General features: G+C 72.0%; 19 protein-coding genes. 12 read left to right on the top strand and 7 right to left on the bottom strand.

What is annotated here, in order from left to right; all coding sequences use genetic code 11:
* Positions 1–75 precede the first annotated feature (75 nt).
* The 10 genes from ACZ7DY_RS35700 (at position 76) to ACZ7DY_RS35655 (ending at position 15,501) form a co-directional block, all read left to right on the top strand.
* Complete coding sequence (locus ACZ7DY_RS35700) at positions 76–1,038, top strand: hypothetical protein (protein ID WP_471143212.1); 963 nt, start codon at positions 76–78, stop codon at positions 1,036–1,038.
* 128 nt (positions 1,039–1,166) lie between these two features.
* Positions 1,167–2,165, top strand: coding sequence for a DUF1702 family protein (locus ACZ7DY_RS35695; protein WP_471143209.1), 999 nt, complete (start codon positions 1,167–1,169; stop codon positions 2,163–2,165).
* A 77-nt stretch (positions 2,166–2,242) separates the two neighbouring features.
* On the top strand, positions 2,243–3,211 hold the full coding sequence (locus ACZ7DY_RS35690) for a DUF1702 family protein (RefSeq protein WP_471143207.1): 969 nt from the start codon (positions 2,243–2,245) through the stop codon (positions 3,209–3,211).
* A 72-nt stretch (positions 3,212–3,283) separates the two neighbouring features.
* Positions 3,284–5,152, top strand: coding sequence for a CRTAC1 family protein (locus ACZ7DY_RS35685; RefSeq protein WP_471143205.1), 1,869 nt, complete (start codon positions 3,284–3,286; stop codon positions 5,150–5,152).
* Complete coding sequence (locus ACZ7DY_RS35680; protein WP_471143203.1) at positions 5,149–6,318, top strand: enediyne biosynthesis protein; 1,170 nt, start codon at positions 5,149–5,151, stop codon at positions 6,316–6,318. Before ACZ7DY_RS35685 ends, ACZ7DY_RS35680 begins: the two co-directional genes overlap by 4 nt.
* On the top strand, positions 6,315–12,128 hold the full coding sequence (locus ACZ7DY_RS35675) for a type I polyketide synthase (RefSeq protein ID WP_471143201.1): 5,814 nt from the start codon (positions 6,315–6,317) through the stop codon (positions 12,126–12,128). Before ACZ7DY_RS35680 ends, ACZ7DY_RS35675 begins: the two co-directional genes overlap by 4 nt.
* 56 nt (positions 12,129–12,184) lie before the next feature.
* Entirely contained in the window at positions 12,185–12,733 is a 549-nt protein-coding gene (gene sgcE6 / locus ACZ7DY_RS35670) for an NADH-dependent FAD reductase SgcE6 (RefSeq protein ID WP_471143198.1), read from the top strand.
* Positions 12,730–14,079, top strand: a complete 1,350-nt coding sequence (locus ACZ7DY_RS35665; protein ID WP_471143195.1) for a cytochrome P450 — start codon at positions 12,730–12,732, stop codon at positions 14,077–14,079. Before sgcE6 ends, ACZ7DY_RS35665 begins: the two co-directional genes overlap by 4 nt.
* A gap of 95 nt (positions 14,080–14,174) precedes the next feature.
* A complete protein-coding gene (locus ACZ7DY_RS35660) occupies positions 14,175–14,435 on the top strand; it encodes a hypothetical protein (RefSeq protein ID WP_471143192.1) in 261 nt (86 codons plus the stop codon).
* Between the two features lie 22 nt (positions 14,436–14,457).
* Positions 14,458–15,501, top strand: coding sequence for a carboxymuconolactone decarboxylase family protein (locus ACZ7DY_RS35655; protein WP_471143190.1), 1,044 nt, complete (start codon positions 14,458–14,460; stop codon positions 15,499–15,501).
* Here ACZ7DY_RS35655 and ACZ7DY_RS35650 read toward each other — a convergent pair.
* The gene (locus ACZ7DY_RS35650) at positions 15,489–16,409 is read right to left on the bottom strand and encodes an oxidoreductase (protein WP_471143187.1); all 921 of its coding nucleotides are present in this window, start codon (positions 16,407–16,409) and stop codon (positions 15,489–15,491) included. The genes ACZ7DY_RS35655 and ACZ7DY_RS35650 overlap by 13 nt on opposite strands.
* A gap of 539 nt (positions 16,410–16,948) precedes the next feature.
* Here ACZ7DY_RS35650 and ACZ7DY_RS35645 point away from each other — a divergent pair.
* Both ACZ7DY_RS35645 and ACZ7DY_RS35640 read left to right on the top strand, forming a co-directional pair.
* Entirely contained in the window at positions 16,949–17,512 is a 564-nt protein-coding gene (locus ACZ7DY_RS35645) for a hypothetical protein (RefSeq protein WP_471143184.1), read from the top strand.
* 4 nt (positions 17,513–17,516) lie between these two features.
* Positions 17,517–18,029: a hypothetical protein gene (locus tag ACZ7DY_RS35640; RefSeq protein WP_471143183.1), complete on the top strand. Its 513-nt coding sequence runs from the start codon at positions 17,517–17,519 to the stop codon at positions 18,027–18,029.
* Positions 18,030–18,068: 39 nt separating this feature from the next.
* Here ACZ7DY_RS35640 and ACZ7DY_RS35635 read toward each other — a convergent pair whose 3' ends face one another.
* From ACZ7DY_RS35635 to ACZ7DY_RS35610, 6 genes are all read right to left on the bottom strand, one after another.
* Complete coding sequence (locus ACZ7DY_RS35635; protein ID WP_471143181.1) at positions 18,069–18,641, bottom strand: transcriptional regulator; 573 nt, start codon at positions 18,639–18,641, stop codon at positions 18,069–18,071.
* Positions 18,641–20,173 (bottom strand): helix-turn-helix domain-containing protein, encoded by a 1,533-nt coding sequence (locus ACZ7DY_RS35630; protein WP_471143179.1) that lies wholly within the window; start codon positions 20,171–20,173, stop codon positions 18,641–18,643. The genes ACZ7DY_RS35635 and ACZ7DY_RS35630 overlap by 1 nt, the downstream gene beginning before the upstream one ends.
* Positions 20,170–20,529, bottom strand: coding sequence for a hypothetical protein (locus tag ACZ7DY_RS35625; RefSeq protein WP_471143177.1), 360 nt, complete (start codon positions 20,527–20,529; stop codon positions 20,170–20,172). Before ACZ7DY_RS35625 ends, ACZ7DY_RS35630 begins: the two co-directional genes overlap by 4 nt.
* A 123-nt stretch (positions 20,530–20,652) precedes the next feature.
* On the bottom strand, positions 20,653–21,675 hold the full coding sequence (locus ACZ7DY_RS35620) for a zinc-binding dehydrogenase (RefSeq protein WP_471143175.1): 1,023 nt from the start codon (positions 21,673–21,675) through the stop codon (positions 20,653–20,655).
* 46 nt (positions 21,676–21,721) lie between these two features.
* Positions 21,722–22,102: a MerR family transcriptional regulator gene (locus tag ACZ7DY_RS35615; protein ID WP_471143172.1), complete on the bottom strand. Its 381-nt coding sequence runs from the start codon at positions 22,100–22,102 to the stop codon at positions 21,722–21,724.
* 126 nt (positions 22,103–22,228) lie between these two features.
* Positions 22,229–23,173 (bottom strand): threonine/serine dehydratase, encoded by a 945-nt coding sequence (locus tag ACZ7DY_RS35610; RefSeq protein WP_471143171.1) that lies wholly within the window; start codon positions 23,171–23,173, stop codon positions 22,229–22,231.
* Positions 23,174–23,223: the final 50 nt, after the last annotated feature.

Raw genomic sequence — 23,223 nt, 5'->3', positions numbered from 1 at the left:
ACCTGGAACAAGAAACCGCCGCACGCCGCCCCTACGCTGTCGCCCGGATCCGACGGCCGACGAGGGAGCTCTGTCGTGGCAGACACCGATCACTTACCGGTTCGTGACAGCGGCGTCGGCAGCAGGAAAGAAGCCGGGGTGCGGCGGCGCGGACTGCTGCTGTTCCTCGGTGCGGCGGCCGGTTTCCTTCTGACCGTGGTCTGGTCGGCGGAGTTCGTCGACCAGACGGTCGGCGGCAACGTGGCCAGGTCGATCCTCGGCCGTGATCCGGAGACGGCCCCGCTCGCGTCGGTGGCGACCGGGATCGCCTTCGCCTTCACCTCGGGTCTGGCCGGAACCCTCACCGCGTGCAACATCGCGGTGTTCGGCACGGTCGCCCCGATGCTGGGGACGGTCAACAGCCGTGCGGGCCGGGCCGTCCAGGCGCTCAAGCCGCTGGCCTGGCTCTTCCTGGGGATGGCCGCGGTCTCGGCGGTGTACGGGGCGGTGGTCGCTCTGGTGGGGACGTCGATGCCGCAGTTCTCCGAGGCGCAGCCCGCTGCGGGAGAGCTGTCGGGGTGGTCGGTGCAGTCGATGGTCGCGTTCGGGGTGATCGGTCTTTCGATGTTCTGGCTGGGGCTCGGCGCGCTGGGCTACACCCGCGATCCGTTCGCGAGGGCGGCCCGCCGTTTCCCGCACGCCCAGACGGTGTTCATGGGTGTGCTGGTCGGCGGTTTCCTCATCGGGCGCCCGTATCCGCTCTTCCGCCGGCTCTTTCGCGACGCGGCCGACAGCGGCAACCCCCTGTACGGGGCGGCGGTGTTCGTGCTGCAGTCGCTCGGCAACGTGGTGATCATCGCGGTGCTCTTCTTCCTGCTGGCCTACTTCGCCGGCGGCCGGCTCTCCGCCTGGATGACGGCCCGTCCGGGCCGGATGGCGGCCGTGACCGCGGTGACCCTGATCGTCGCGGGCGTGTTCACCGTCCTGTACTGGGACGTCAGGCTGCTGGCGCGCCGCGAGATCATCCCCTGGTATCCGATCGCGCCCTGGGCGGCCTGAGCACCGGCGACGGCGCCGGAAGCGCGCGGCCAAGGGGTGTGCGCACGCCCGGAGATGCCCTGGTCCTGGCCGCCGATCGACGATGAGGCCCCCGCCACCCCCCTGGTGGCCGGCCGAGGAGGCGCCGCATGGCAACGGCTATGGGCTCTGTGCGCAGACTTCTGATGGCTCCGTCCCTGCGTGACGTGAGCTTCGCCGGGCGCGGGTTCCCGGTGACCGAAACCGCTGCCACCCGGCAGCTGGAGGCCATCCCGCAGGCCGTGGTGACCGGTTTCGAATGGGGCATCGAGTCCCGGGAGCTGTGGGAGGTCGAGCGGCGGCTCTCCCTGGTCGAACCGGAGGTGCAGGGTTTCGCCTACGAGGGCGCGACCATGGCCTCGGTCATCCGGGACGCGCTGCCCGGCCGCGGCGGACGCACCCGGGAGCTCCTGCAGGGCGCCGGACGGCACCACATCTTCCTCAACTACATCGGCATCGGCTTCGCCATGGCCAAGCTGCCCCGGCCGCTGTGGAAGAAGGCCGTGCCCGAGGAGCTCGACGGCAAGGAGTTCTACCCGCCGATGACGTGGCTGGCCGTCGACGGCTACGGCTTCGACCGCGCCTACTTCGACCACACCCGCTGGGTCGAGGACCAGCGCCCGGACACCCCCTACGCGTGGGAGGGGCACCCGGGCTACTTCCAGCGGGCGGTGGACCAGGGCATCGGCCGCGCCCTGTGGTTCATCAACGGTGCGCGGGTGGGGCAGGTCAGCGCCGCCGTGCGCAGGTTCGCCCACGAACGCCGGCCGGATCTGTGGTCGGGTGTCGGGCTCGCCGCCACCTTCGCGGGCTGCGCCACGGCCGACCAACTGGCCGCGCTGCGCGCGGAGTCCGGTGAGCTGTACGGGCATGTGGCGCAGGGCGCGGTCTTCGCGGCGAAGGCCCGCCACTTCTCCGCCACCGTCCCCGAGCACACCAGGACCGCGCTGCACGCGCTGGCCGGGATCACCGTCGAGGCGGCGGCCGCGCTGGCCGACGCCGCCGCGCCCGAGCCGGGCGCCTCCGGTGCTGTCCCGGCCTATGAATTGTGGCGCCGCGCGGTGCGCGAACAAGTTCTCACGCATTCCCGTCAAGCATTCCTGGAGTAGCCGCGCGGGTACCCCTGTCGAATATCTTCGTCTAGCGAACGGGAATTCAGGCAAAGGATCGAGGGGCGGTATTTCAGGTGTCCATGATGCGTGCGCTCAGGCGCCGGGTCCTCACGCCCAATGTGCGGGAAACGCAGCTGGAAACACGCGGGTTCCACATCAAGAACGCGGAGGCCAAGCAGCAGCTGGAAACGGTCGGCACGAGCTTCCTCCAGGGATACGCCTACGCGGTCGAGGCACGCTCCGCGGACCAGGCTGCCGACTGGCTGGAGACGGTTCCCCGGGCCTTTCGCGGTTTCGCGTACGAGGGCGCCGGGATGGGTGCCGTCATGCTGGACTCGCTGACGGGCGGCAGCAAGCGGCTGACCGGGATCCTGGAGGGCAGGGGCCGCCACCACAACTACATGATCCATGTCGGCGTCGGCTGGGCGATGGCCCGGCTGCCGCGGTTCCTGTGGCCCGACGTGACGCGTTTCGATCCGGTGCTGCGCTGGCTGATCCTGGACGGATACGGCTTCCACCAGGCGTACTTCAAGACCGACGCCTACGTCCGCGACCCCGGCCTGGAACACCCCTTCAGCTGGAAGGGCGGCCCGGACGCCTACAGTGCCCGCGTCGTCGACCAGGGCATCGGGCGCGCCCTGTGGTTCGTGGGCGGCACCGACCCGGACATCGTCGCCGAGCTCATCGACGCCTTTCCCGCCCACCGGCACGGCGACATGTACGCCGGCGCCGGGCTCGCCTGCACCTATGCGGGCAGCGCCGACGAGGACGAGCTGCGGCGCTTCGCCAAGCACGCGGGTGAGCACCGGCCCAACCTGGCGCAGGGCTCCGCGTTCGCCTGCGAGGCGCGCGAGCGGGCGGGGACGACGACCGCCCACACGCATGTCGCCGCCCGTGTCCTGTGCGGCGGGCGGACACCCGAGGAGGCCGCCCGGGTGTGTACCGACTCGGCGCCCGCCGGCTGCGACGGCGGGGACATTCCCGCATTCGAGATCTGGCGGCAGCACATCGCCGCAGAGATCACTTCCGTTCCGTACGCATAGAAAGGCGCCGGAATGACACACCCGATTTCCTGGCTGCGGAAGCAAGCGCCCGGAGTCATCGCACTCATTCTCATGGTCGGCACCTTTTACGCGGTGAAGCCGGACGAGTCGAGTGCCGCCGATAAAGCGGAGCTTGCGGAGAATTTCGCCTTCAAGCCGATGGCCATATCCATGCCGGGCGGATACACGAAGCAGAGTGTCCGCAAGGTCAACAAGGCCTACAAGCACATCGAGGCGTGGATCTCCTCGGTCGGTGCGGGCGTCGCCATGAACGACCTGGACGGCGACGGTCTGCCCAATGACCTGTGCATCACCGATCCGCAGATCGACCAGGCCGTGGTCACCCCCGCGCCGGTGCCCGGCCGCAAGAGCGCCTCGTACGCGCCGTTCACCCTGGACATGGCGCCGCTGCCCACGAGCAAGACGATGGCGCCGATCGGCTGCGTCCCCGGTGACTTCAACGAGGACGGCGCGATGGACCTGCTCGTCTACTACTGGGGCCGTACCCCGGTGATCTTCCAGGCGAAGAGGGAGCCGGGCAAGGACACCACCACCATGGATCCGAAGTGCTTCGAGCCCGTCGAGCTGGTCCCCGGCGACGGCGGCAAGGAGTACCAGGGCCCGCTGTGGAATTCCGATGCCGCGACCGTCGCCGACTTCGACGGTGACGGGCACAACGACATCTACATCGGGAACTACTTCCCCGACAGCCCGGTCCTGGACGACACCGTGGACGGCGGCGTGACGATGAACGACTCGCTCTCCCACGCCCAGAACGGCGGCGGCGGTCACTTCTTCCGCTGGACGCCCTCCGGGTACAAGCAGGTCGAGGACGTCCTGCCCAAGGGCATCGAGCACGGCTGGACGCTGGCGGTCTCGGCCACCGACCTGGACGGGGACCAGCGCCCCGAGATGTACCTGGCGCACGACTTCGGGACCTCGGCCCTGCTCTACAACGAGTCGACCCCCGGCACGTTCAAGTTCCGCCAGGTCAAGGCCGAGCACACCGCGACCACGCCGAAGTCCAAGGAGATCGGCCGCAGTTCCTTCAAGGGCATGGGCGTCGACTTCGGTGACCTGGACAACGACGGCCTGTACGACGCCTTCGTCTCCAACATCACCACGTCCTTCGGCATCCAGGAGTCGAACTTCGCCTTCATGGCAACGGCCCGCGACAAGAGGGACCTGCGGACCCGCTTCCGTGACGGCGTCGCCCCCTACAAGGACAAGAGCGCACCGCTGCGCCTGGCCTGGTCCGGATGGGGGTGGGACGTGAAGATGGGTGACTTCGACAACGACGGCATCCAGGAGATCACCCAGGCCGTCGGCTTCGTCAAGGGCAAGCGCAACCGCTGGGCCCAGCTCCAGGAGCTCGCCACCGCCAACGACTCGCTGGTCAAGCACCCCCGCTTCTGGCCCCGCGTGGAGGAGGGCGACGACCTCGCCGGCGACCAGCACATGCGCTTCTTCGCCCAGAACAAGGACGGCAAGGCCTACAGCGACCTCTCCGACGAGCTGGGCCTGGCCGTACCGGTGCCCAGCCGGGGCATCGCCACCGGCGACGCCGACGGCGACGGACGCCTCGACATGGTCGTGGCACGCCAGTGGGAGGACCCCGTCTTCCACCGCAACATCAGCCCGAACACCGGCGACTACCTGAACCTCCGCCTCACCGACAAGGCCGGTTCACCCGTGGTCGGCGCCCAGGTCACCGTGACCCTGCCCGACGGCAGCACCCGTCTGGGCCGTGTCGACGGCGGCAGCGGCCACTCCGGCAAGCGCAGCCAGGACGTGCACATCGGCCTCGGCCGGCAGGACCAGGGGCCGCTGCAGACCCACCTGAGCTGGCGCGACCGCACCGGACAGGTGCACACCAAGGATCTCCGGCTGGCACCCGGCCGGCACTCGCTGGAACTCGGCGCCGACGTGAAGGAGAAGTGACCGTGCCCGAAACCAAGGCGAGCGCGGCTGCCGCCCCCCGGCACGACGCGAAGGTCATCACCGCACTGCGCCGGTTCGCGATCTCGATCTCGATCCTCAACATCGCCGGGTACACCTTCCTCGGCTTCGAACAGCCCTGGCTGTGGCCGTTCATCGCGCTCCTGACCGCCTACACGGTGGAGATCGGGCTGGAGGCGGTCAGCGCCAGGACCGAGAAGCGCGCACCGCGCTTCGCGGGCGGCGGGGTGAAGGGGATGGTGGAGTTCCTCTTCCCCGCGCACATCACCGCTCTCGCGGTGAACATGCTCACCTACGTCAACGACCGTGTCTGGGTCCTGGTGTTCGGCGTCATCGTGGCCGTCGGCACCAAGTGGGTGCTGCGGGCCCCGGTCAAGGGGCGCATGCGGCACTACATGAACCCCTCGAACTTCGGCATCGTGGTGATCCTGCTGCTCTTCCCCTGGGCCAGCATCGCCCCGCCCTACCACTTCACCGAGTACCTGTACGGGCCCGCCGACTGGGTCCTCCCGGCGATCATCCTGGTCCTTGGCACCATGCTCAACGCGAAGCTGACGGGCCGTATGTGGCTCATCGGCGCCTGGCTGATCGGCTTCGCCCTGCAGGCGGTCATCCGCGGCCTGGTGATGGGGACCTCCATCCCCGCGGCGCTGGGCATGATGACCGGGGTGGCCTTCGTCCTGTTCACCAACTACATGGTCACCGACCCGGGCACCTCCCCCTCCAAGCGTTCCTCCCAGATCGCCTTCGGCGCCGGGGTGGCCACCATGTACGGGGTGCTGACCGGGCTCGGCATCGCCTACGGCATCTTCTTCGCCACCGCCCTGGTCTGCCTGATCCGCGGCGGCTACCTGTGGGGCCTGCACTTCATGGCCAAGCAGGTCGCGGCGGCGGGCGAGCAGCCGCCCCGGGCCCCGGCGCCCCCGGCCCCGGCAGAGCCCGCGGAGCAGGCCGCCGCCGTACCGGCCAATGGGGCCTCCCCCGCTCCGGACGCCTCCCCCGCCCCGGACGCCGCTCCCGTACGGGCGGCCACGATCACGGCGGTCCGCACCGGTGACCCGTGCCGGGACGGCACCTGCTTCCACGGCAGGTGCGCGTCCCAGCGGGCGGCGACCGCACGTCAGAAGAAGGTGGCGGTGCCCGGATGAGCCGCATAGCGATCGTCGGCGTGTCGTGCAGTTACCCCGACGCCACCACCCCGCGCGAACTGTGGGAGAACGCGGTCGCCGGGCGGCGCGCCTTTCGCCGGCTGCCCGACGTGCGGATGCGTCTGGACGACTACTACGACCCCGACCCCACGGCCCCCGACAAGTTCTACAGCCGTAACGCCGCCGTCCTGGAGGGGTGGGAGTTCGACCGCATCGCCCACCGCATCGCGGGCAGCACCTACCGCTCCACCGACCTCACCCACTGGCTCGCCCTGGACACCGCCACCCGGGCGCTGGCCGACGCCGGCTTCCCGGCCGGGGAAGGGCTGCCCAAACAGCGCACCGGCGTCGTCGTCGGCAACACGCTCACCGGGGAGTTCGCCCGGGCCAACATGATGCGGCTGCGCTGGCCGTACGTGCGCCGGGTACTCGCCGACGCCCTCAAGGGGCAGGACTGGGGCGACGAACGCCTCGGCGAATTCCTCCAGGGAGTGGAGGACGCCTACAAAAAGCCGTTCCCCGCCATCGACGAGGACACCCTCGCGGGCGGCCTGTCCAACACCATCGCCGGCCGGATCTGCAACCACTTCGACCTCAACGGCGGCGGCTACACCGTCGACGGCGCCTGCTCGTCCTCGCTCCTTTCGGTCACCACCGCCGCCACCTCGCTGCTGCACGGGGACCTCGACATCGCGGTCGCCGGGGGCGTCGACCTGTCCATCGACCCCTTCGAGATCATCGGCTTCGCCAAGACCGGGGCGCTGGCCAGGAACGAGATGCGGCTCTACGACCGCGGCTCCAACGGCTTCTGGCCCGGCGAGGGCTGTGGCATGGTCGTCCTGATGCGCGAAGAGGACGCTCTCGCCGCCGGCCACCGCATCTACGCCTCGATCGCCGGCTGGGGCATCTCCTCCGACGGGCAGGGCGGCATCACCCGCCCCGAGGTCAGCGGCTATCAGCTCGCCCTGGCCCGCGCCTACGAACGGGCCGGCTTCGGCATCGAGACCGTGCCGCTCTTCGAGGGCCACGGCACCGGCACCGCCGTCGGCGACGCCACCGAACTCAAGGCCATCATGGGCGCCCGCGCCCAGGCCGCAGCCCCCGGCGCCCCCCGCGCCGTCATCAGCTCCATCAAGGGCATGATCGGCCACACCAAGGCCGCCGCCGGAATCGCCGGACTGATCAAGGCCACGATGGCCCTGGACGCCGCGATGCTGCCGCCGGCCATCGGCTGCGTCGACCCGCACGAACTGCTCACCGCCGACTCGGCCAACCTGCGGGTCCTGCGCAAGGCGGAGGCCTGGCCCGCGAACGCACCGCTGCGCGCGGGGATCACCGCCATGGGATTCGGCGGGATCAACACCCATGTCGTACTCGACAGGACCGCACCCGCCAAGCGCCAGGCCACCAGCCGGCGCGCCGCCACCCTGGCCAACTCGCTCCAGGACGCCGAACTGCTGCTCCTGGACGCCCCATCACCGCAGGCGCTCAAGAAACGCCTGCTCCAGGTCGCCGAGTTCGCCGGCACGGTCTCCTACGCCCAGCTCGCCGACCTGGCCGCCACCCTCCAGCGCGAACTGCGCGAACTGCCCCACCGGGCGGCCGCCGTCGTCACCTCACCGCACGACGCCGAACTGCGGCTGCGCCAGCTGGCCGAGACACCCCACCAGGACGACGGCATCACGCTCTCCCCCGACGGGCGGACCGTCCTCGGCCGGGCGGCCGACGGCGCCCGCATCGGCTTCCTCTTCCCGGGCCAGGGCTCGGGCACCTCGACCGGCGGCGGCGCGCTCGCCCGCCGCTTCACCGAGGCCGCCGACGTCTACCGGCGGGCCAAGCTGCCCGCCACCGGCGACATGGTCGCCACCGACGTGGCCCAGCCCCGCATCGTCACCGGCTCCACCGCCGGACTGCGCGTCCTGGAGGCGCTGGGCATCGACGCCGACCTCGCCGTCGGCCACAGCCTGGGCGAACTCTCCGCCCTGCACTGGGCGGGCGCCCTGGACTCCACCACCCTGCTGGAGGCGGCCCGGGCCCGCGGCGCGGCCATGGCCGAGCACAGCGCGTCGGGCACCATGGTCTCGCTGGCCGCCACCCCCGAGCAGGCCGGGGAGCTCATCGCGGAGCTGCCCGTGGTCATCTCCGGCTACAACGGCCCCCGACAGACCGTCGTCGCCGGAAGCTCCGACGCCCTGGCCACCGTCACCGAACGGGCCGCACGGGCCGGGATCACCTGCACCGACCTCGCGGTCTCGCACGCCTTCCACTCGCCCCTGGTCGCGCCGGCCGCCGACGCCTTCGGCGACTGGCTCGCCGCAGCCCGCATGGACGAGGTCAACCGCCGGGTCGTTTCCACCGTCACCGGCGGCGAACTGGAGAGCGACACCGATCTGTCCAAGCTGCTGCGGCGCCAGATCACCGACCCGGTCCTGTTCACCCAGGCGGTACGGGCGGCCGCCCCCCAGGTCGACCTGTTCGTCGAGGTCGGCCCCGGCCGGGTGCTCACCGGCATGGCGGCGGCCACCACCGACGTACCGGCCATCGCCCTGAACACCGACGACGAGTCCCTGCGCGCAGTGCTCCAGGTCGTCGGCACCGCCTACGTGCTGGGCGCCCCGCTCATCCACGAGCGGCTCTTCAACGACCGGCTGACCCGGCCGCTGGAGATCGGCGCCGCGTTCAGCTTCCTGGCCAGCCCCTGCGAGCAGGCGCCCGATGTGGCCCTGCCCGCCCCGCGCGGCCCCCGCGCCGAGGCCTCCGGCGAGGGCGCCGGCACCCCGGCCACCGGCCCCTCGGGGCAGTCGGCGCTCAGCGTGCTGCGCGCCCTGGTCGCCGAACGGGCGGAACTGCCGCCCGAGTTGGTCGATGAGAACAGCAGTCTCCTGGACGACCTGCACATGAGCTCGATCACGGTCGGCCAGATCGTCAACCAGACCGCCGTCCAACTCGGCCTCACCGCCGCCCACGTACCGACCAACTTCGCCACCGCCACGATGAGCGAACTGGCCGAGGCGCTCACCACTCTCGCCGAGACGGGCGAGAGCGGCAGCGGCGCCCCGCCCGTGGTGGCCGGCGCCGCCGCGTGGGCCCGGCCCTTCGCCGTCGACCTCGACGAGGCCCCGCCGCCCGCCCCCGCCCCGGGCGAACACAACGGCTCCTGGGAGCTGTTCACCACCCCGGGCCACTCCTTCGCCCAGGAGGTGCGCCGTGCCCTGGAGAACGCCGGGGTGGGATCCGGGGTCCTGGTCTGCCTGCCACCGACCTGTAGCCGTGCGGAGATCGAACACGCGCTGAACGGCGCCAAGGCCGCCCTCGCGGGCGACCGCGAGCGCCGCTTCGTCCTGGTGCAGCACGGCCGGGGCGCGGCCGGACTGGCCAAGACCCTGCACCTGGAGGCACCCCACCTGCGGACCACCGTCGTCCACACCCCGGTGGCCGAGGGCGCCGCGCACCGGGTGGCCGCCGAGGTCGCGGCGACCACCCGCTTCAGCGAGGTCCATCTCGCCGCGGACGGCAGCCGCCGCGTCCCGGTGCTGCGCGCCCTGCCGGTGCGTGCCGCTCGCAGCGACCAGGTCCTGGCCGGCTCCGACGTCCTGCTCGTCACCGGCGGGGGCAAGGGCATCACCGCCGAGTGCGCGCTGGCCGTGGCCCGCCGCACCGGTGCCAAGCTGGCGGTCATCGGCCGCTCGGACCCCGCCGTGGACGAGGACCTCGCCACGAACCTGCGGCGCATGCGGGACAGCGGGGCCACGGTGCACTACGCCGCCGCCGACGTCACCGACCCGGCACGCGTCACCGAGGCCGTGGCCGAACTCACCGCCGCGCTCGGCCCCGTCACCGCCGTGCTGCACGGGGCGGGCCGCAACGAGCCCGCCTCCCTCACCGGTTTGGCCATGGACGCCTTCCACACCACGTTCGCCCCCAAGGTCGACGGGCTGCGCACCGTCCTGGACGCGGTGGGCGAGGAGAACCTGAAGCTCCTGGTCACCTTCGGCAGCATCATCGGCCGGTCCGGGCTGCGCGGCGAGGCGCACTACGCCACCGCCAACGAATGGCTGGCCGACCTCACCGAGCAGGTCGCCCGCGACCATCCGGGCTGCCGTGCCCTGTGCATGGAGTGGTCCGTGTGGTCGGGGGTCGGCATGGGCGAGAAGCTCTCCGTCGTGGAGTCCCTCTCCCGCGAGGGCATCGTCCCCATCTCGCCCGACCAGGGCGTGGAGATCCTGCTGCGGCTGATCTCGGACCCGGACGCCCCCGTGGTGACGGTGATCAGCGGGCGGACCGAGGGGATCGGAACGGTACGCCGCGACCTGCCGCCGCTGCCGCTGCTGCGCTTCACCGGGACCCCGCTGGTGCGCTACCACGGCGTCGAACTCGTCACCGAGGCCGAACTGAACAGCGGTACCGACCCCTACCTCGCCGACCACCTCCTGGACGGCAACATGCTGATGCCCGCGGTGATCGGGATGGAGGCCATGGTCCAGGTGGCGTCCGCGGTCACCGGACGCGGCGACGTACCGGTCATCGAGGGGGCGCAGTTCCTGCGGCCCATCGTGGTGCCGCCCGCGGGGAGCACCCGCATCCGGATCGCGGCCACCGTCACCGACACCGACACCGTGGACGTGGCCATCCACGCGGAGGACACCGGCTTCGTCGCCGAACACTTCCGCGCCCGGCTCCTCTACTCCGGCGCCGACCTGCCCGAGGGGCCTCCCGCGCAGGTCGCCCCGGACGTCCCGGGCGCCCCGCTGGACCCGGCGGCAGACCTGTACGGCGGGGTCCTCTTCCAGGGCGGGCGCTTCCAGCAACTGCGCCGCTTCCACCGGGCGGCCGCCCGGCACGTGGATGCCGATGTGGCGCTCGGCGCGCCGTCGGGCTGGTTCGCCGGGTTCCTGCCGGACACCCTGCTGCTGGCCGATCCGGGGATGCGGGACGCGCTGATGCACGGCAACCAGGTGTGCGTGCCCGACGCGACCCTGCTGCCGTCCGGCATCGAGCGGCTGTACCCGATGGCCGCCGGCCAGGATCTGCCGCAGGAGGTGCGCTACTGCGCCACCGAGCGCCACCGGGACGGCGACACCTATGTGTACGACATCGCGGTCCGCGCCGGCGAGGGCAGGGTCGTCGAACGGTGGGAGGGGCTCACCCTGCGGGCCGTCCGCAAGACGGACGGCTCGGGGCCGTGGGTCGCCCCGCTGCTCGGCTCCTACCTGGAGCGGGCCGTGGAGGAGGTGCTCGGCACCCATCTCGACATCGCCGTCGAACCGGATGTGCCCGGCGCCGGGGAGTCCAGGGACGAGCGGCGTGCGGCCACCGCACGGGCGGTGCGGCGGGCCCTCGGCGAGCGCGTCGAGGTGCGCTACCGGCCCGACGGACGGCCCGAACTCGCCGACGGCCGCCGGATCTCGGCCGCCCACGGCCTGGGCGTGACCCTCGGGGTCGCCGCCGACCGGACGGTGGCCTGCGACATCGAGGCGGTCTGCGTCCGCGGCACCGCCGAGTGGGCGGGGCTGCTGGGTGAACACGCCGAGCTGGCCGCGCTGGTGGCCAAGGAGACGGGCGAGGCCCCCGATACCGCGGCGACACGGGTGTGGGGTGCCGTGGAGTGTCTCAGGAAGGCCGGGCTGATGGCCGGGGCGCCCCTGACGCTGGTCCCGCCGGACAAGGACAACTGGGTGGTCCTGACCGTGGGCGGACTGCGGATCGCCACCTTCGTCACGGCGCTGCGCGACGCCCTGGAGCCGGCGGTGTTCGCCTTCCTCACCGAAGGCCCTGACGGCGCGGCCACCGCCGCCGGGACCCGGCCATGACCGGCCGGACGGGCCGCCGCACGGGCCGGCTCCCGGCCGCTGACAGGGAGGCAGAGATGAGCCCGACCACTGTTTCGTCCATGGAATTCGTCGACCTGGAGGACCGCAAACAACTGCGGGGCGCCTTTGGCACCTTCCCCACCGGGGTCACCGTGGTGACCGTCGGCGGGGACTCCCCGCGGGGCATGACGGCCAACTCGTTCACCTCCGTCTCCCTCTCCCCGCCCCTGGTGCTGGTCTGTGTCGGCAAGGACGCGCTGATGCACGGCAGCCTGGACGGTGCGCGGGCGTTCTCGGTGTCGGTGCTCGACGTCGGACAGGAGGCCGTGGCACGCCACTTCGCCGACCATTCGCGTCCCGTGGGGGCCGGCCAGTTCGACGCCGTCGGCTGGCAGCTGGGGCCGAAGTCCGGCGCACCGCTGATCGCCGGTGCCGTGGCGCATCTGGAGTGCGAGAAGAGGACGTTGTACGAAGGCGGTGATCACACGATTTTTCTCGGCGAGGTGCTCTCCGCGGTGCGCTGGCCCTTCCGTGAGGCCCTGCTGTTCTCCGGCGGCCGCTTCCGGCGCTTCGCCCCCGAACACGGTGGGGGCGAGGTGGCATGAGGATCGACCCGCCGGGCCCGCCGGTCAGTGCCCTGCCGGGGCTGCTGAAAAAGCTCGTGGTGGACCGCCTGGGGATGATGAGGGACGCGGCCGCCCTGGGCGACGCCGTGCGGGTCTCCATGGGGCCCAAGAAGCTCTACGTCTTCAACCGGCCCGACTACGCCAAACACGTGCTTGCCGACAACAGCGCCAACTACCACAAGGGCATCGGCCTGGTGCAGTCCCGCCGGGTGCTGGGCGACGGCCTGCTGACCAGTGACGGCGAGGTGTGGCGGGCCCAGCGCCAGACGGTGCAGCCCGCGTTCAAGCCCGGGCGCATCAACCGGCAGGCGCACGCCGTCGCGCAGGAGGGCAGCAAACTGGTCGCTCTCCTGCGCGCCCATGCGGGGCGTGGCCCGGTCGACGTCCTGCACGAGGTCACCGGGCTCACTTTGGGGGTGCTGGGCCGCACCCTGCTCGACTCCGACCTCACCTCCCAGGACACCCTCGCGCCCTCCTTCGAGGAGGTGCAGGACCAGGCGATGCTGGAGATGGTCTCCCAGGGAGTGGCGGCGCCCTGGCTCCCGCTGCCCGCGCAGGCCCGCTTCCGCCGGGCCCGCCGGGAGCTGTACCGGGTGGCGGATCAGCTGGTGGCCGACCGCGGCGCGCGGATGGCCGGCGGTGAGTCCGGCGACGACGCACTGGCCCGGATCATCGAGGCGGCCCGGCAGCGCGGCAGGCGGCCCCGGCAGGTGCGCGGGCAGCTCCGGGAGGAGCTGGTCACCTTGCTGCTCGCGGGGCACGAGACGACGGCCAGCACCCTGGGCTGGACGCTGCACCTGCTGGAGCGGCATCCCCAGGTGCGTGCGGCGGTCCGCGCGGAGGCCAGGAGCGTTCTGGGTGAGCGTCTGCCGGACGTGGAGGACCTGCACCGGCTGACGTACACGACGAAGGTCGTCCAGGAGGCCATGCGGCTCTACCCGCCGGTGTGGGTCCTGCCCCGGATCGCCCGACAGGCGGACGAGGTCGGCGGCTACGCGGTGTCGGCCAAGGCGGATGTCCTGATCTGCCCGTACATCATGCACCGCAATCCGCGGCTGTGGGAGGAGCCCGAGCGCTTCGATCCCGAGCGCTTCGATCCGCAGGCGGTGGCCAGCCGCCCCCGCTACGCCTACATTCCCTTCGGCGCGGGACCGCGCTTCTGTGTCGGCAGCAGCCTCGGGATGATGGAGGCGGTGTTCGTGACCGCGCTCATCACCCGGGACCTGGACCTGCGCACCGTCCCCGGGCACCGGGCGGTCGCCGAGCCCATGCTGTCGCTGCGGATGCGCGGCGGCCTGCCGATGACGGTGAGCGCGGCGCCCTGATGGACGAACGGGAACACCCGACGGGCCGCAGGCCAAGGCCCCTTCGCGTGCGGCTCCGCCCGCCGCGGGTCCGCACGGGCCGGGGGCCCGCCCCGGTGAGGGGGCAGCCCACCGGCGAGGGCGAGCAGGTGTCCCGGCCGCCGGCCGCACCCGACGCCAAGCCGGCGGCCGGCGCCGTCCTCGGCGCGGCGGCCCCGCCCGCGTACCACACGTCCACCGCTCAGCAGACGGCCACCGCGCTGATGCGTCTGCTGGCGGAGCAGCTGGGCTGGCTCCCGGCGGCAGCACGCCTAGGCAGCACCCCGAAACAGAGCGCGTCGAGGGCGAGCGGTCCCCGAGGAAGAGAAGCCGTGTGAAACAGGAGAGGGAGGAGTGGCGATGAGACCGCTCGTGCGGGCTGTGCTGCGGGGCTCTTTGCGGCAGGTGCGGTACGTGGAGGTGATCTCCCCGCGCCGTGCCCGGGGTCTGGTGGCGCAGGTGTACCACCGCACGGAGCGGGACTTCGGGGTGCTCGCACCGCCCGTGGCCCTGCACTCGCCGGCCGCCGCCTCACTGGCGGCGACCTGGCTGATGCTGCGTGAGACCCTGCTCGCCGAGGGGCTGGTGAGCCGCGCGGTGAAGGAGACCGTCGCCACCGCGGTCTCCCGCGCCAATGACTGCCCGTACTGCGTCGGTGTGCACCAGGCGATCCTGGGGACGCTGCCGCCGGACAGGACCATCGCCCCGATCGCCGCGTGGGCCGGGACGGCCGGGCGGCACGGCCCGGAAGACGCCCCCAGCGCTCTCCCGCTGCCGTTCACGCAGGATCAGGCGCCCGAACTCTGCGGCGTCGTGGTGACGTTCCACTACATCAACCGCATGGTGACCCTCTTCCTGGCCGACTCCCCCATGCCCGCCCGCACCCCGGTGCCGCTGCGCGGGCCCATCATGCGCACCACCGCTCTGGCCATGCGTCCTGCGGCCCCGGGTCCGCTGGCGCCGGGCGACTCGCTCGATCTGCTGCCCGCGGCGCCGCTGCCGCCCGGACTGGAGTGGGCCCTGGGCAGTCCTTGCGTGGCCGAGGCGTTGGGGCGGGCCTTCGCCGCCGTGGACGGCCGGGCGCGCTGGGTGCCCGAACCGGTACGGGAGCGGTTGCGCGCGCGCCTGGAGCGGTGGGACGGCTGTGCCCCGGGGCCGGGCCGCGGGTGGCTCCAGGAGGCCGTGTCGGGGCTGCCGGCCCAGGACGTGCCGGCCGCCCGGCTGGCGCTGCTCACCGCCTTCGCGCCGTATCAGGCCCTCCCGGAGGACATCGCGGCCTTCCGGAGCCGGTTTCCCACCGACCGTGAACTGATCGAACTGACCTCCTACGCCGCCCTGAGCACCGCGGTGCGGATCGGCGGGCGGATCCGCGTGCCCGGCGGGGCGCGGGGTCACAAGGGGTAGCGGACGCCGGTGAGGCGTTCGGACTCCTCCCACAGGCGGCGGCAGGCCTCCCGGTCGCGGGCGGCCCTGCCGGGGCGGACGAGGCCGGGTGCGCCCCGTGTCTCGGTCACGCCGAGCGGCCCGTAGTACTGACCGCCGCGCGCCCGGGGGTCGGTGGCGGCGCGCAGGCCGGGCAGCATCCCCAGGTGGGCGGGCTGGAGGAACAGCGGCGCGAGCGCGGAGCCGAACCTGCGCACGGGGGCCGGGAAGTCGCGGCCCAGGCCGGTCGCGGCCAGCCCCGGGTGGGCGGCGAGCGAGACCAGGCCAGAGCCCGACTCCGCCAGGCGGTGGTGGAGTTCGAGGGCGAACATGAGGTTGGCCAGCTTGGACTGGTTGTAGGCCCGGTACCGGTTGTAGCGGCGTTCGGCGTGCAGGTCGCCGAAGTCGATGCGCCCCAGCCGGTGGAGGTAGCTGCTGATGGTCACCACGCGTGCGCCGGGCGCGGCCCGCAAGGGGTCCAGGAGCAGGCCGGTGAGGGCGAAGTGCCCGAGGTGGTTCGTGGCGAATTGCAGTTCGTGTCCGTCCGGGGTGTGGGCCCGGTCGTTCCACATCACGCCCGCGTTGTTGATCAGCAGGTCGATGCGGGTGAACTGTTCGCCGAGCGCCTTCGCCCCCTCCCGTACGGAGGTGAGGTCGGCGAGGTCGAGCCGGCGGACCGTCAGGGCGGCCGCGGGCACTTGGGCCCGGATGCGGGCGGCCGCGGCCGCCCCGCGCTCCGGGTCGCGTACGGCCAGCACCACGTGGGCGCCTCGCCGGGCGAGTTCCTGCGCCGTGCACAGGCCGATGCCGGAGCTCGCGCCGGTGACCACCGCGGTGGTGCCTGTCCGGTCCGGGATGTCGGCCGTGCTCCACGTGCGCCGGGTGCTCATGCGTCAGCCCTTCCTGGAGGGGGTGGCTCAGCCCACGCCGCCGCGGAGTTCGCGGGACCACCCGGCGGCGCGAGGGTGTCGGGATGGTGGGCCGCCGTCGGGGCGCTGAGTACGGGGAGGTCGTCATCCGGTGCGAGGTGGGCACGGCTCTACCCCTTCTGAAGGGGAGAGGGGCGGCCGGTGAGAGCGGCGCGCCGCGGGACGAGCACCTCCTGATGCCAAAAAGCTAATGACCCCGGCCGTGCGGCGGCAACTGCGCGCCGGGCCCCGAAAACGCCCCGGTGCCCCCGCCGGAGCACCGGCTCGGGGGCGGGGGCAGGGAGGGACAGGAGCACCGGCCCTTCCCCGATCAGGCCGCTGAGCAGGAGCGTTCGCCCGGCGAGGGCGGCGTATCGCAGCCCCCGGGCGCGGCGCCTGACCGCCCGGCCGGTCCACGGACCTCCCCTTGCCGGTCCGGGGAGAGAGCACGGAGGAAGAAGCCCGCGTGCGCGCGAGCCTGGTGTGATGAGCCCCGGTTCCCCGACCGTGGAGGTTCAGGCATGGCCATCAGCACGGGAGTACCACCGCGTACGCTGCGGGGCGGAATCGACTCCCTCAACAGCAGCCACCACCAACTCGGCCTGCGCGTCTTCCTGTTCGTCGTCGTCGCGCACTGGGCGGAGCACCTGGTCCAGGCGTACCAGATCTACGTCATGGGCTGGCCGGTCCCCGAAGCGCGCGGCGTGCTCGGGATGCCGTTCCCGTGGCTCGTCACCTCGGAATGGATGCACTACGGCTACGCCCTGGTGATGATGGTCGGCCTGTTCCTCCTGCGCCCGGGCTTCACGGGCCGCTCGGGCACCTGGTGGAAGGTGTCCCTGGGCATCCAGGTCTGGCACCACCTGGAGCATCTGCTGCTCCTGGTCCAAGTCCTGGTCGGCGCGCACCTTTTGGGCAGGGCGGCGCCGACGAGTCTGATCCAGCTGGTCGCGCCCCGCGTGGAACTGCACCTGTTCTACAACACCGTGGTGACGATCCCCATGGTGGTGGCGGTCTACCTCCACACCCGTGCGAACCGGCCGGACAACGCCGCCGCGCGGTGTGCCTGCGCGCCGAAGGACTGACCGAATGGCCGTGAGCGGGAGGAAGCCCTCCGGGTTCGTGTCCCTGCTGCTCCTGCTGGCCGGAGTGCTGCTGTTCTGGCTGACCGTGCCGAATCTCGGCAACGCCGCCCGGGCCGCGACCGCAAACGGGCCGCGGGGCACCTTCACCGCGACCCGGCTCGTGTGCTCCGGACACGCCGGGCACCCCGGGCACTCCAGCTGCGAGTGGTCGGGGACGTTCCGCTCCACCGACGGCACCGTGCGGCTCGAGGGCGTCAAGCTGTTCGGCAGCGGCCGGGACTCGTTCACGGAAGGACAGAGGGCGCCGGCCGTGGACGTGGGCAACGCGGGACGGGTCTACGACCCGGCCGGATCGCGTACGTGGATCGTCACCGTCGTGCTGATGCTGCTCTCCTACGCACTGCTCGCCGCCGTGGCCCGCCGGCACCTGACACCAAAGGCTCGCGGGCTTGGCCCCGTTCCGCGCGAGAGCGGCGCGCCGGTCGCCCTCAGCGATCGGCTCGCCCTCAGGAAGTGAGGGGCGTCCGCCACGCGGACGTGGGGTGGGCGGTGGCGGTCAGGCGGCGAAGCCGATGTTCGTCACGTACTCGTACTGGCCCCACTGGCTGCCCAGGTCGGGCAGGACGCCGGTGGTCCAGGCCTCGTCCAGGGCGTGGCTGTCGTCGGTGGCCCAGGCGGTCACGATGCGGTCCCAGCGGCGGACGTTGATGTGCCGGTACTCCAGGGTGCGCTGGTGGGGCCTTGGCACCTGCGACTGGTTGAGGGGGTGGATCTCCACTCGGGTGCCGCCGGAGGAGTTGAGGCGCTTGAGGAGGTGGCGGGCGACGTTGTGACGGCGCACGGTGCGGTAGCTCTCTTCGATGCGCCGCAGGTTGGCCTTGGAGGGTTTGCGTGCGCCGGTGAGCCAGGCCTGCAGGGTGCGGTGGGTGACGGTCAGGCCGGCCGCGCGGGCGGCCTTGAGCGTCTTGGGTGACTTCGTCAGGTAGTGGAGGCGGGCCAGCAGGCCGCGCGGGGTGGTGACGGGCGTGGCGATGAAGTCCACCAGGGTGTCCAGCCGGCGGGCGACCAGGTCGCTGCCCCTGGTGCCGGCGGCCCCGAACTTCCCGAACTCGTGGTTGCGTCCCGGCATCAGCTCTCCCTCCCCGTCTCGGTCGCGGTGCCGGCAGCGTATGCGTCCTTCACCTTCACTTCGGTGACACCGCGGCCCTCGGGGAAGACCTTGCGCCAGTCGCCGATGACGTGCAGTTCGTCGGTGCCCATGGCCTGCACGACGGTGAGGCCCGCGTCGTGGGCCTTGAGGGCCTTCGTCCACAGATTCGCGAAGGCCTGGGAACGGATCAGATGCATCCAGTCCGGGCGGTAGAGCTCCCGGTTGTAGTTCGACTCGCCCATGGTGGAGACGAACTTGGAGTACATGGCCTTCACGTACTCCAGCGTCACTTCGTCACCCGTGGCGATGGCCGTCTCGCGGGCGTCCTTGAGTGCGATGCGGAACTTCTCCAGCAGGCCCTCGGTCGCGCCGGAGGTGAACGACTCGTGGATCTCGGGCGGCTCGCACAGCCCGTACTTCGGTCCCGACAGGCGCAGCAGCAGCCGCAGGGTGGGTTCGGTGACCCAGAGGGGGCCGGGCTCGTCGCGCTGCCCGATCGGGTTGGGCAGGACGTCTTCGTGGTCCCAGGGCGCCGGGGTGATCAGGTGGACGCCCGCGCGGCGGCGGTCGTGGTGGGGGCCGGTGGAGTGCTCCAGCTGTCCCAGGGGCAGGTGCGTCTTGAGGGCGGAGAGGTAGGCGCCGTTGATGTCCAGGGCGGTCACCTGGTGTTCGCCGGGCGGCAGTTGGGCGCGCGTCCATTTGGGGCGGGCCTCCCATACCTGGTCGGCGCCGCGTGCCGTCTGCTTCTTCAGGATGTCCGGCATCCACGGATGGGCGATCAGGTCGTACCGGCCGCCTTTGCGGGTGGCGTCCAGCAGAGCCATGGCGTCCGGGATCGCCTTCTTCACCAGTGCCGCTGTCGCCGCCGTGACGTCACCGCCGTGTGCCTCGAGTGCGGCGCTCACCGCGCGGCCGATCAGGTCGGCCGGACCGGAGGGCTGCTGGAAGGCGCGCCGGGCCGGCGGGTTGGGGCGGTGGGGGGCGGGGGGTGAGGAGGGGGTGGGAGTGGAGGTGGCGGGGGGCTCGGCGGATTTCGTGGGTGCTGTGCGTTCTGCGGGTGCGGTGGTGGTGCCGCACTGGGTGGCGTCCAGGTGCTGCGGGAAGCCCGCGACGCGGTGGGTGGCCGGTTGCCCGCACAGCACGCAGGGCTCGGGGCCGGTCAGTGTCTCCACGTCGTCGCCCGCATCGTCCCCCGCGTCCTCGTCCGCGTCGTTGCCCGCGTCCTCGTCCGTGGCGGGGGCCTCGGCTCGGGGATTTTTCTGGGCCGAGGCCGCGAGTTTGGCCGCCAGGCCGTCCAGCAGGTAGCCGTATCTGGCGCGTGCCTCTCCGGTGGGTTCGCGGCCTGCTTCCCAGGCGGCGAGCGTGGAGGGGCTGATGCCGAGGGCTCTGGCCGCCTGGGCTTTCGACAGGCGGGCCTGTTCGCGCAGTTCGCGGCGTACCCGGGGGGCGGGGAGCTCGGTCTCGGGCGTCACGGAGGCGAGCAGCGAATCGATGGCGTCGAAGTCACTCACCGCGTGTCCCTCTTCTGGTTGTCGTCGATGTAGGCCACGGGGTTACGGGAGAGGTGGGGGTACGGGCTGGGCTTGCCGATGCGGGGGTCGCCGTGCAGGAGTTCACCTTCGAGGGCGTAGCGGCCCTGGCATTTGGTCACTCCGGTGATCCGTGCGACGGCCAGGACGGTGCCTTCGGTGTTGATGATCTGGGCTTCGTGCTGGGCCAGGGCCCGGTCGGCCCGGAATTTCCACACGCCCCGGCCGGCTTCCCACGCCTCGTCTTCGCTCATGCCCTCGTGCCAGCCGAGGAGGGTGCGGCCCAGGCCGTCGCCGTGGGGCGCGGTCCGTCCCGGGCCGATCTGGATCTGTAGCACCGCCCCCCGCTTTCCTCATGTTCCTCATGCTTTCCAACTTGTTGCAAAGTTACCATTCCGGGAGGCTCGGGGATGCCTTGGAGGAGGTCCTCGGGGTGTCTCTGGTGGGGGGTCAGGCGGGGTTCACAGCCACGGGTCGAGGGCGTGTTTGCCGTGGGTCCGGCCTGCTTCGAGCTCCTGGAGGACGGCGGGTCCCGCGGCCAGGGGGTGGATCTCGGGGGTGCCGGGCGGGTACACGCCGTCGGCGATGAGTGTCCTGAGCTCGGTGAGCAGGCTGTCGTAGAGGGCGGGGGCGGCATCGGCCAGTGCACCGATGTGCAGGCCTTTGATCTGGACCTGGTGAGTGAAGATCAGGTCGTGTGTGGTCAGGGCGGCGTCGCCGGAGGCGGCTCCGAAGACGATGACGCGGCCGGTGAAGGGTTTGGCGGCCGCCAGGCTGGCCGGGAATGTGGCCCGTCCCACGGATTCCAGCACCAGGTCCACGCCGCCGCTCAGGTGACCGATCTCCGTGGCGAGTTGGGGGTGGGTGCTGTCCAGGACCGTGTCGGCACCCAGCGCTTTGAGGGTGTGGTGCTTGGCGGGCGAGGCCGTGGCGATCACGCGTGCGCCGTAGTGGCGGGCGAGGCGGACCGCGGCCTGTCCCACTCCGCCGGCCGCGGCGTGGATGAGGACCGTCTCGCCCGGCCGGAGTTCGCCCAGCGGCTTCAGGGCGGCCAGCGCGGTGACCCAGTTCAGGACCAGGCCGAGGGCCTGGGCGTCCGTCCAGCCGGCGGGGACGGGAAGCGCCTGGGCGGCCGGCATCGTCATGTACTGCGCGAAGGCACCCGGGCCGGTGCCGATGACGTGGGTGCCGGCCGGGAGGGGGCGGGTGATCCCCGGCCCGGCACCGACGATCTGGCCGGCGGCTTCGAAGCCCGCCCCGTAGGGCGCCAGGGGTCCTGCCGCGTAGGTCCCGTGGGTCTGCAGGACGTCGGCGAAGTTGATCCCGGCCGCGCCGACGCGGATCAGGTACTCGCCCGGGCCCGGGGTGGGGCGGGGCCGGTCCGTGGTGAGGCTCAGGTGCTGGGGGCCCTGGTGCGAGTGCTGGATCAGGGCCCGCATGGTCATGGTCTGTTCGGCGCCGGGGCGCTGCTCGTTGTTCTCCATGGAGGGAACGTAGGAGCTTCACACCGGCGTCAAGGTCAAGCGGTGATCATGGGGTGGTGGTCCGGGCCCGGCGCAAGTAGGCGTCGAGTGCGGCCTGTTGGGTGTGGAGGTCGGTGATGCGGACGGCCAGACGGTCGCGGTAGCTCTCCACCTCGCGAAGGAAGGGTGCGCATGCCGCGTGCGTGGCATCGCCGCCGCCCTCGCCATCGCCATCGTCCGGGAGGTGGAGCAGGAGTTCCCTGATCAGTCGCACGGGCAGGCCGGATTCCAGGAGTGCGCGGATGGTCCGGATCCGGTCGAGGGTGGGCAAGCAGTAGTCGCGGTAGCCGTTGTGGGAACGGCCGGGGACGATCAGGCCCTCGTCCTCGTAATACCGCAGGGATCTCGCACTGGCGCCGCTGACCTTGGACGCTTCACCGATCTTCATACTCGGGAGCAACGCCGGTGGGCAGCACGGACTTCCCGCCACTCCCCCACCGCGGAGGGAGGCGGGGGACGAGGCGGGGACCCTGTCCGCGAGAAGGCTCCGGGAGGGCTCCGGGAGGGCTCGGGGTTACGCGGTGTAGGCGGTGATGTCGTCGATGGTGGTGTTGCCGCCGCAGATCACCAGGCCGAGGTGGGTGTCGTCGCCCGTCTTGGCCAGGACGCGGCGGGCGGCGGGCAGAAGGCAGCCGGCCGCGGGTTCGGCCCATACCTTGGCGTGTTCGGCCAGTTCGCGTACGCCGGTATAGGCCTCGGCCTCCGGTACGACCAGGACCTCGTCGACCATGTCGCGCACCATCGTGTAGGTCAGCGGGGAGACGGTGGGCGCGCCGAGTGTGCTGATGCGGGAGTTCACATCCACCTGGAGCGGGCCGCCGTGGGCCAGGGCCTGGGACATGGCGTCGGCCCCGGTGGTCTCCACTCCCCACACCCGTACGCCGGGCCGGCGCGCCTTGAGGGCCGCCGCCACGCCCGCGATCAGGCCTCCGCCGCCGATGGAGACGAGGACGTCGGTCAACTTGCCCGCGTCCGCGGCCAGTTCCAGTCCCACGGTGCCCTGTCCGGCGATGACCACCGGGTCGGCGAAGGGGTGCAGCAGGGTGAGTCCGTCGGCCTCCAGCCGTTCCATGAGCGCGAAGGCCTCGGCCATGGTGGGGGTCAGGCGGACATCCGCGCCGGCGGCCCGGGCGATCTCCACGGAGCGGGCCGGGGCGGTGCGGGGCATGACGACGGTGGCCCGTACGCCCAGGGCGGCGGAGGTCTCGGCCACCGCGACGCCGTGGTTGCCGCCGGAGACGGCGACGACGCCGGCCGCGCGTTGTTCCTCGGTCAAAGTGAGGAGCTTGGCGACGGCGCCGCGCGCCTTGAAGGAGCCGCTGCGCTGGAGCAGTTCGAGCTTGACCGTGACCGGTACGCCGAGCAGTGCGCTCAGGCCCGGGCTGGGCACGGTGGGAGTGCGCACCACGTGGTCCGCGATGTGTGCCGCGGTGGCCTCCAGCTCCTCGACACCGATCATGGTGCTCCTCCGGGGTGTGGGTCGTCGGTCGTATGACGTGTTCGGTCGCA

The organism is Streptomyces sp. NPDC037013 (genome assembly GCF_055607265.1).
This window is presented reverse-complemented; position numbering and strand designations above follow the sequence as displayed.

What these genes read in the sequence shown, in the direction of transcription:
- sgcE6 (WP_471143198.1), top strand. Translation starts at nt 12,185, where the DNA reads ATGAGCCCGACCACTGTTTCGTCCATGGAATTCGTCGACCTGGAGGAC.
- ACZ7DY_RS35685 (WP_471143205.1), top strand. Translation starts at nt 3,284, where the DNA reads ATGGTCGGCACCTTTTACGCGGTGAAGCCGGACGAGTCGAGTGCCGCC.
- ACZ7DY_RS35650 (WP_471143187.1), bottom strand. Translation starts at nt 16,409, where the DNA reads ATGAGCACCCGGCGCACGTGGAGCACGGCCGACATCCCGGACCGGACA.
- ACZ7DY_RS35695 (WP_471143209.1), top strand. Translation starts at nt 1,167, where the DNA reads ATGGCAACGGCTATGGGCTCTGTGCGCAGACTTCTGATGGCTCCGTCC.
- ACZ7DY_RS35635 (WP_471143181.1), bottom strand. Translation starts at nt 18,641, where the DNA reads ATGCCGGGACGCAACCACGAGTTCGGGAAGTTCGGGGCCGCCGGCACC.
- ACZ7DY_RS35615 (WP_471143172.1), bottom strand. Translation starts at nt 22,102, where the DNA reads ATGAAGATCGGTGAAGCGTCCAAGGTCAGCGGCGCCAGTGCGAGATCC.
- ACZ7DY_RS35655 (WP_471143190.1), top strand. Translation starts at nt 14,458, where the DNA reads ATGAGACCGCTCGTGCGGGCTGTGCTGCGGGGCTCTTTGCGGCAGGTG.
- ACZ7DY_RS35675 (WP_471143201.1), top strand. Translation starts at nt 6,315, where the DNA reads ATGAGCCGCATAGCGATCGTCGGCGTGTCGTGCAGTTACCCCGACGCC.
- ACZ7DY_RS35640 (WP_471143183.1), top strand. Translation starts at nt 17,517, where the DNA reads ATGGCCGTGAGCGGGAGGAAGCCCTCCGGGTTCGTGTCCCTGCTGCTC.
- ACZ7DY_RS35610 (WP_471143171.1), bottom strand. Translation starts at nt 23,173, where the DNA reads ATGATCGGTGTCGAGGAGCTGGAGGCCACCGCGGCACACATCGCGGAC.
- ACZ7DY_RS35620 (WP_471143175.1), bottom strand. Translation starts at nt 21,675, where the DNA reads ATGGAGAACAACGAGCAGCGCCCCGGCGCCGAACAGACCATGACCATG.
- ACZ7DY_RS35645 (WP_471143184.1), top strand. Translation starts at nt 16,949, where the DNA reads ATGGCCATCAGCACGGGAGTACCACCGCGTACGCTGCGGGGCGGAATC.
- ACZ7DY_RS35665 (WP_471143195.1), top strand. Translation starts at nt 12,730, where the DNA reads ATGAGGATCGACCCGCCGGGCCCGCCGGTCAGTGCCCTGCCGGGGCTG.